Annotated in this window: 2 rRNA genes; both read right to left on the minus strand. The window is 48.6% G+C overall.

Annotated features, from left to right (window positions below):
* Positions 1–4 precede the first annotated feature (4 nt).
* A 5S ribosomal RNA gene (gene rrf / locus B0E44_RS08210) occupies positions 5–114 on the minus strand.
* Positions 115–270: 156 nt separating this feature from the next.
* Positions 271–3,156: ribosomal RNA gene (locus tag B0E44_RS08215) — 23S ribosomal RNA — on the minus strand.
* Positions 3,157–3,159: the final 3 nt, after the last annotated feature.

Consider the following 3,159-nt stretch of genomic DNA (forward strand, 5'->3'; position numbering starts at 1 on the left):
TAAAAAAAGGCAGCGACATACTCTCCCACATAACTGCAGTACCATCTGCGCAGGCGGGCTTAACTACTCTGTTCGGGATGGGAAGAGGTGAGCCCCGCCGCAATAACCACCTTAAGTCGTTATAATTGCTTTGGACAATCATTGTAATGATTTTCTCTATTTCAGATAGCAATCAATCACATAATATCTTAACATACTGAGATAAAGAAATTTGTTTTATTTACTATTTTAGAAAGTTTCTCCCCCCGACTTGCATCGGGGGAAAAGGGTGTACATAAGCTTACGGGTTATTAGTACTACTCGACTATGACATTACTGCCTTTACATCTATAGCCTATCAACGTGGTCATCTCCCACGACCCTTAAAAGAAATCTCATCTTGTGGTGGGTTTCGCGCTTATATGCTTTCAGCGCTTATCCCTTCCCAACGTAGCTACTCTGCGGTGCCCCTGGCGGGACAACAGATACACTAGAGGTTAGTCCAATTCGGTCCTCTCGTACTAGAATCAGATCCACTCAAATTTCTTGCGCCCACAGTAGATAGAGACCGAACTGTCTCACGACGTTCTGAACCCAGCTCGCGTGCCACTTTAATGGGCGAACAGCCCAACCCTTGGGACCTTCTCCAGCCCCAGGATGTGACGAGCCGACATCGAGGTGCCAAACCCCCCCGTCGATATGAGCTCTTGGGGGAGATCAGCCTGTTATCCCCGGCGTACCTTTTATCCTTTGAGCGATGGCCCTTCCATGCGGAACCACCGGATCACTATGCTCTACTTTCGTACCTGATCGACCTGTATGTCTCTCAGTCAAGCTCCCTTATGCCATTGCACTCTACGCACGGTTACCAAGCGTACTGAGGGAACCTTTAGAAGCCTCCGTTACTCTTTTGGAGGCGACCACCCCAGTCAAACTACCCACCAAGCAATGTCCCCCACATTATGGGGTTAGGCCTCAGATAAACAAAGGGTTGTATTTCAACAATGACTCCACAACGCCTAGCGACGCCACTTCACAGTCTCCAACCTATCCTACACATCATTTATCCAAGGTCAATACTAAGCTATAGTAAAGGTGCACAGGGTCTTTTCGTCCCACTGCGGGTAAACGGCATCTTCACCGTTACTACAATTTCACCGAGCTCATGGCTGAGACAGTGTCCAGATCGTTACACCATTCGTGCAGGTCGGAACTTACCCGACAAGGAATTTCGCTACCTTAGGACCGTTATAGTTACGGCCGCCGTTTACTGGGGCTTCAATTCAATGCTTCTCCGAAGATAACATCTCCTCTTAACCTTCCAGCACCGGGCAGGTGTCAGGCCCTATACTTCATCTTACGATTTTGCAGAGCCCTGTGTTTTTGATAAACAGTCGCCTGGACCTCTTCACTGCGGCCTCTGATTACTCAGAGGCGACCCTTCTCCCGAAGTTACGGGTCTATTTTGCCTAATTCCTTAGCCATGAATCTCTCGAGCACCTTAGGATTCTCTCCTCGACTACCTGTGTCGGTTTGCGGTACGGGTACTCATTACCTGAAGTTTAGAGGTTTTTCTTGGAAGCCCTTAGGCGCACTATCTCTTTGTCCGAAGACTCCGAGTACTATCGTATTTCCCCAAGCCGCGTGGATTTGCCTGCGCAGCTTATAGGTAGGTACTTCAACGAACTATTCCGTCAGTTCGCGGCGCTTTCATCACTCCGTCACCCCATCACAGTAATAAGTAGTACGGGAATATTAACCCGTTGGCCATCGACTGTCCCTTTCGGGTTCGCCTTAGGTCCCGACTAACCCACAGCTGATTAGCATAGCTGTGGAAACCTTAGTCTTTCGGTGTGCGGGTTTCTCGCCCGCATTATCGTTACTTATGCCTACATTTTCTTTTCTAACCAGTCCAGCATACCTTACGATACACCTTCAACCCTGTTAGAATGCTCCCCTACCACTTGTAATAAATTACAAATCCATAGCTTCGGTAATATGTTTATGCCCGATTATTATCCATGCTCGTCCGCTCGACTAGTGAGCTGTTACGCACTCTTTAAATGAATGGCTGCTTCCAAGCCAACATCCTAGCTGTCTGGGCAGACAAACCTCGTTCTTTCAACTTAACATATATTTGGGGACCTTAGCTGATGGTCTGGGTTCTTTCCCTCTCGGACTTGGACCTTAGCACCCAAGCCCTCACTGCACGGAAACATTATATAGCATTCGGAGTTTGTCAGGAATTGGTAGGCGGTGAAGCCCCCGCATCCAATCAGTAGCTCTACCTCTATATAACTTTACGCCGTGCGCTGCACCTAAATGCATTTCGGGGAGTACGAGCTATTTCCGAGTTTGATTGGCCTTTCACCCCTACCCACAGGTCATCCGAAGACTTTTCAACGTCAACCGGTTCGGACCTCCACACTGTGTTACCAGCGCTTCATCCTGCCCATGGGTAGATCACACGGTTTCGCGTCTAACACTACTGACTAAAGCGCCCTATTCAGACTCGCTTTCGCTACGGATCCGTGGCTTAACCACTTATCCTTGCCAGCAACGTTAACTCGTAGGCTCATTATGCAAAAGGCACGCCGTCACCCCACGAAAGGGCTCCGACCGCTTGTAAGCGTATGGTTTCAGGATCTATTTCACTCCGTTATTCACGGTTCTTTTCACCTTTCCCTCACGGTACTGGTTCACTATCGGTCTCTCAGGAGTATTTAGCCTTAGCGGATGGTCCCGCCAAATTCAGACAGGGTTTCACGTGCCCCGCCCTACTCAGGATACCACTATCCATTACACTCATTACCCATACAGGACTATCACCCTCTCTGGTTCTACTTTCCAGTAGATTCTGGTTCTTTGTGCATGAAATGTCGTGGTCCTACAACCCCAACATTGCCGTAACAACATTGGTTTGGGCTAATCCGCGTTCGCTCGCCACTACTTACGGAATCACTTTTGTTTTCTTCTCCTCCGCCTACTTAGATGTTTCAGTTCAGCGGGTTTGCCCACCTATCGGTGTACTATGTCTTCAACATAGTGGGTTGCCCCATTCAGGTATTTACGGATCAATCGATGTGTGCTCGTCCCCGTAACTTTTCGCAGCTTATCACGCCTTTCATCGCCTCTGAGAGCCTAGGCATCCCCCATACGCCCTTATTTTGCTTATTGTAC

The organism is Flavobacterium sp. A45, from assembly GCF_002001005.1.
Taxonomy (GTDB): domain Bacteria; phylum Bacteroidota; class Bacteroidia; order Flavobacteriales; family Flavobacteriaceae; genus Flavobacterium.